We start from the raw sequence: 4,418 nt of genomic DNA on the forward strand, positions 1-4,418 counted from the left end.
TGCGTCGGCGACCCGGTCAACTGCTATGACCTCGACGGCCGCTGGAGTTTCCGGATGCCGCGAGGCGCAGGTCGCTGGTTCTCAAAGGGCTGGGGCTACGTGAAGCAGGGCGGCAGGTGGCTGAGCCGCAAGGCTCGGGCTGCAAACTGGGCCGCCAAGGCCCGAGTGGGCCGCTGGATCTCCAACCGCTACAACCACGGGCGCTCCCGGGTTTCCATCGACGGTGCCAAGGGACGCTGGCACTACGATCTGTGGGGCAAGACCCACGGCGGGGTGCGGACGCCACACAAGGTCTACCAACCTCGAAACTCCCGCGCGCCCCACGGCTGGGGCAAGACTGAGCGGAGAGCACACTCGATGGGATGGGGCGACCTGTACCGTGTCTGGAGGTATCTGCGTTGACGAACAGCGAGGTCACCTTTCACGGGATGCGTCCGTGGGGCGTTGAAAGCGAGATCATCTACTGCGAGCAGACCGCGCTCGGGGACCTCGACGTCCACAACGCTGCGGACTTCCTCGGAGTGACCGTATCGAGCGAGGAAGACAGCATCACCTTCCTCTTCGAGCGGACGGAAGATCACCGTCGATTCGTCATCCGGTTCAATGAAGTCCGCAGCGTCGAAGTCGAAGAGGCTGAGGACTACGACCCGGATGACGAGAAACTGTTCTACGCATTCGACAGTCTCGGCAGTGGCCTCTTCGAGTTCGAGGCGGCAAAAATCTCCGGAAAGCTGGAAGCAGCGGAAGTCTCATTCGAAGAAGTGAAGAACTAACTTCCGCATTAAGCGCCCCCTGTCGCCGGAATCGGTCCGGCGACAGGGGGCGCCTCATTTTCTGACGACGGCTCCCAGCCGTCGGCGGCCAGGTGCTACCACCCTGCTACCATGCGGGTATGGCCACGGACAGGAAGCAGACGCAGCTCCGTTTCGACCCGCAGGTGCTCGCCGCCGGGAAGGAGGCCGCGGCCGCCCGCGGCCTTGACTTCAACCGCTATGTGGAGCGGCTCATCGTCGAGGACACGACGGGCGTCCGCGCTGCCGGCATGGCCGCCGCCCAGCGGCTCATCGAGGAGCACGGCGCCTTCCTCGACGACCTGGAGCGCCAGCTCGACGCCCCCTACCAGCCCGGCGCGGCCGCGTGATCCTGCACATCGACGAGTCCTGGATCCTGGAGGTCGCCGAGCGCGCCGGACAGCGCGATCCCGGCGTCGACGACTACGGAGTCCCCGTCGCTGCCGTCTCCCGTCACCGCGGGGAACTCCTGGAGCACCCCGTCTACGACGGCCCCTACGCCCGCGCCGCCGCACTGGTGCACACCCTGGGCCGCTGCCGCTGGCTGGAGCGCTCGAATCTGACCGTCGCCTGCGCGGTTGCCGTCATGTATCTCGAAGCCAGCAACATCCCGGTCAGCCCGACGCGCGAACAACTCACAGCGTTCGCCCAGGAGCTGAACAACCCGCGCACCACCGCCAAGCAGATCGCGACCATGCTGCGCACCTGGAAGCCCTGATCCGCGCCCAGGTCCGCAGGCAGCTGTGTCGGTCTGTCGGAGCGGGTCAGGCCGATTCGAGGATGGGGCGGATCTCGATGGTCTCCGGGGTGGGCAGCGCCTTCGCCAGTTCGACGGCCTCGTCCCGGTCGGCCACGTCGACCACGAACCAGCCGCCGAGGGTCTCCTCGGTGTCGTGGGCGGGCGCGATGGTCGTCGTCGATGTGCCGTCGGGTGCCTTGCGCACGGTCACGGCTGCGGTGTGCTCGGTGTCGAAGGCTTCACCGCCGACCAGTTTGCCCGTGGTGGCGACCTGGGCGATCCAGCCCTCGTAGGCCTTGCGGTAGGCGTCCCGGTCGGCCTGGATCCGGCGGCGTGACGCATCCGTCTCGAAGATCACCAGGGCGAATTTCATGGGCGTTCCCTTTGCGCGTCGGGGTTGTCGGGCGGGGCGGCCCACTTTACAAACTTGATGATCATTGCGTTGGGCTTCGAGCAGAGCGCGTGGAGGCCCACCGCAAGCGTCGCGGCCGGGCCATCACCCCGTGATGGCCCGGCCGCGTCGTAAGGGATCAGTTCGTGGGGCGGACCCGCTCGTGTGCCGGGGAAGCCACCTGGTGGTAGGCCGCGAGCTTGTAGTACTCCTCGCTGCGCGAGAGTGCGCCGGCGTAGACGAGCACGCGGTCGCCCTCGTACGCGTGCGGCACGCTCCTGGCGAACTTCTCCAGCTTCGGCTCGATGCGGGCGGGGAGCGCCGCCGGGTCCGTGGTCCTGGTGGAGAAGCAGATCCTCTCGACCTTGGAGGAGTCCCAGCTGAAGGTGGGGTACAGCGCCGACGAGGTCTCGATGAACTCCGTCAGCTGCGCGCTCGCCTCGGGCAGGCCGAATTCGCGGAGCATCGACTGGACGGCCCCGCGCTCGACGTGGTCGGGGGAGAGTCCGTTGAAGTAGACGTTCCACGTCCGGCGCGCGTAGTCGATCGCGAGGGCCGAGACCTTGCCGTCCAGGCCGTAGCGGGCGAACGAGCTGACGTGCTCGGTCAGGCCGGGAGGCATGGAGGGGACGGCGGCGAGCTTTTCCAGTCCCTGCAGGTCGCCCAGCGGGAAGAAGACGTAGGCCTTGTTGAAGCCGCTGGTGATGCCGTAGTCGACGCCGAACGTCTGCACCGGGAAGCGGGCTTGGATGTCCGCGAAGAGAGCGCGGATGGGGTGGTTCACCTCGTCGACGAGGCCGCGCGAGAGGGCGAAATCGTAAGGGTCGCCGTCGGCCGGGGACATCATGAAGTCGAAGGAGAGGCCTCCGACCCTGCCCCCGCTGCACACCATGTTGAAGACGGTGGGGGAGATGATCGCGTCCTGGAACGCGGTCAGGGCCGGCCAGACGCTGTCGCGTGAGCAGGGGATCTCCAGCAGCCCGGCCGCTTCCTGCACGGCCGCATACAGACGTTCTATGTTGGCCTTCTCGGACATGGAACCCCCAGATTTCGATGGAACGTCTGCTTGCAGCGAGTCGGGCCGCTCGCGGTTCATCATGGCTTCCGCCGCTTGGAGACCGGTCGAGAAGCACTCGCTTGCCCCGCCGAGGCCCTCTTCCGGCACTTCGCCCCTGATCCGGCCCGACTTGCCGAACCGGCAAACAGGCTCGGTCTTCGGGTGTGCGCCCGCGCAGGATCGGTCGTGTCGACGGCCGCGGTGCTGGAGGAGGGCGTATGTCACGGCAGGGCAGGCAGATCACGCATCGGGTGGTGGACTCCGCCGGTGGGGGAGTCCACCTGGCGGAGCAGGGGGAGGGGCCGCTGGTGCTGCTCGTCCATGGGTTCCCGGAGTGCTGGTACTCGTGGCGGCATCAGCTGCCCGTGCTCGCGGCCGCGGGGTACCGGGCGGTCGCCGTCGATGTGCGGGGATACGGGCGCTCCGCCGTGCCGGCCGCGACGGACGCCTACCGGATGCTGGAGCTCGTCGAGGACAACGTCGCGGTGGTGCGCGCCCTGGGGGAGGAGACGGCGGTGATCGTCGGGCACGACTGGGGAGCGGCCATCGCCGCGAACTCGGGCCTGGTCAGGCCGGACGTCTTTCGCGCCGTGGGCTTGCTGAGTGTTCCCTACACCCCGCGCGGTCCGGTACGGCCCAGTGACGTCTTCGCGCAGATGGGTGGCGACGAGGAGTTCTACGTCTCCTACTTCCAGCAGCCGGGGCGGGCCGAGGCGGAGGTGGCAGGCGATGTACGGGGCTGGCTCGCCGGGTTCTACGCCGCGCTGTCCGCCGACACCATGCCCGCGCCCGGCGCTCCCGACCCGCACTTCGTCGGCAAGGGCGGGACGCTGCGGGAGCGGTTCCCCGCCGGCAGGCTGCCCGGCTGGCTCAGTGAGCGCGACCTCGACGTCTACGCCGCCGAGTTCGAACGGACCGGCCTGACCGGGGCGCTCAACCGCTACCGGAACATGGACCGCGACTGGCAGGACCTCGCCGCCTTCGAGGGCGCCCCGCTCACCCAGCCCTCACTGTTCATCGGCGGCGGCATGGACGCTTCCACGACGTGGCTGGCCGACGCCATCGAGGCGTATCCGGTCACGCTGCCGGGGCTGCTCTCCAGCCATGTCCTCGACGGCTGCGGTCACTGGATCCAGCAGGAACGGCCCGACGAGGTCAACCGGATCCTGTGCGACTGGCTCGCTACCCTTCCTGACTGAGGTCCGCGCTCACGCCGGGCGGCGGTGTCCGGCTACAGGGTCAGTCCCCGCTCCAGCACCGTCAGAGCCCGGTCGACCATCTCCAGCAGATCGCCCTCCTGGCTCTGGTCGCCCCACAGCACCTGGTGGAGTCCACCCATGACCGCGCCGACGACGACGCGGAGTTCGAGGTCGTCCTGCGGCCGGCCGGTGCGCTCGGCCAGCACCTCGCAGGAGCCCGCGACCATCTCGTCCTGCTTCT

Annotated in this window: 7 protein-coding genes and 1 pseudogene; 5 read left to right on the forward strand and 3 right to left on the reverse strand. The window is 68.3% G+C overall.

Annotated elements, in window-relative coordinates; translation table 11 throughout:
* The 4 genes from C3489_RS39115 to C3489_RS37815 form a co-directional block, all read left to right on the forward strand.
* Positions 1–402, forward strand: a 402-nt coding sequence (locus C3489_RS39115; protein ID WP_219822011.1) for a hypothetical protein, incomplete at its 5' end; no start/stop codon positions are given.
* Entirely contained in the window at positions 399–773 is a 375-nt protein-coding gene (locus C3489_RS37805; protein ID WP_103786657.1) for a hypothetical protein, read from the forward strand. The genes C3489_RS39115 and C3489_RS37805, both read left to right, overlap by 4 nt.
* A 119-nt stretch (positions 774–892) precedes the next feature.
* Positions 893–1,141, forward strand: a complete 249-nt coding sequence (locus tag C3489_RS37810) for a hypothetical protein (protein ID WP_258055136.1) — start codon at positions 893–895, stop codon at positions 1,139–1,141.
* Positions 1,138–1,509 carry a fic family toxin-antitoxin system, toxin component gene (locus tag C3489_RS37815; RefSeq protein WP_103786659.1) on the forward strand — a complete coding sequence of 124 codons (372 nt, stop codon included), beginning with the start codon at positions 1,138–1,140 and terminating at the stop codon, positions 1,507–1,509. The genes C3489_RS37810 and C3489_RS37815 overlap by 4 nt, the downstream gene beginning before the upstream one ends.
* Positions 1,510–1,555: 46 nt before the next feature.
* On the opposite strand, the gene C3489_RS37820 is transcribed toward C3489_RS37815, so the two are convergent.
* Entirely contained in the window at positions 1,556–1,903 is a 348-nt protein-coding gene (locus C3489_RS37820; protein WP_103786660.1) for a YciI family protein, read from the reverse strand.
* Between the two features lie 157 nt (positions 1,904–2,060).
* A complete protein-coding gene (locus C3489_RS37825) occupies positions 2,061–2,957 on the reverse strand; it encodes an aromatic prenyltransferase (protein ID WP_103786661.1) in 897 nt (298 codons plus the stop codon).
* Between the two features lie 239 nt (positions 2,958–3,196).
* On the opposite strand from C3489_RS37825, the gene C3489_RS37830 reads away from it, so the two are divergent.
* Positions 3,197–4,177: an alpha/beta hydrolase gene (locus tag C3489_RS37830; protein ID WP_103786662.1), complete on the forward strand. Its 981-nt coding sequence runs from the start codon at positions 3,197–3,199 to the stop codon at positions 4,175–4,177.
* A gap of 32 nt (positions 4,178–4,209) precedes the next feature.
* On the opposite strand, the pseudogene C3489_RS37835 reads toward C3489_RS37830, so the two are convergent.
* A pseudogene (locus C3489_RS37835) lies at positions 4,210–4,418 on the reverse strand (TetR family transcriptional regulator); the annotation flags it as partial.

The sequence above is a fragment of the Streptomyces sp. Ru71 genome (assembly GCF_002920535.1).
In the GTDB taxonomy this organism is placed as follows: domain Bacteria; phylum Actinomycetota; class Actinomycetes; order Streptomycetales; family Streptomycetaceae; genus Streptomyces.

Bases quoted from the DNA above. Each gene is read 5' to 3' on its own strand.
- C3489_RS37810 (WP_258055136.1), top strand. From the start codon at position 893: ATGGCCACGGACAGGAAGCAGACGCAGCTCCGTTTCGACCCGCAGGTG.
- C3489_RS37820 (WP_103786660.1), bottom strand. From the start codon at position 1,903: ATGAAATTCGCCCTGGTGATCTTCGAGACGGATGCGTCACGCCGCCGG.
- C3489_RS37825 (WP_103786661.1), bottom strand. From the start codon at position 2,957: ATGTCCGAGAAGGCCAACATAGAACGTCTGTATGCGGCCGTGCAGGAA.
- C3489_RS37830 (WP_103786662.1), top strand. From the start codon at position 3,197: ATGTCACGGCAGGGCAGGCAGATCACGCATCGGGTGGTGGACTCCGCC.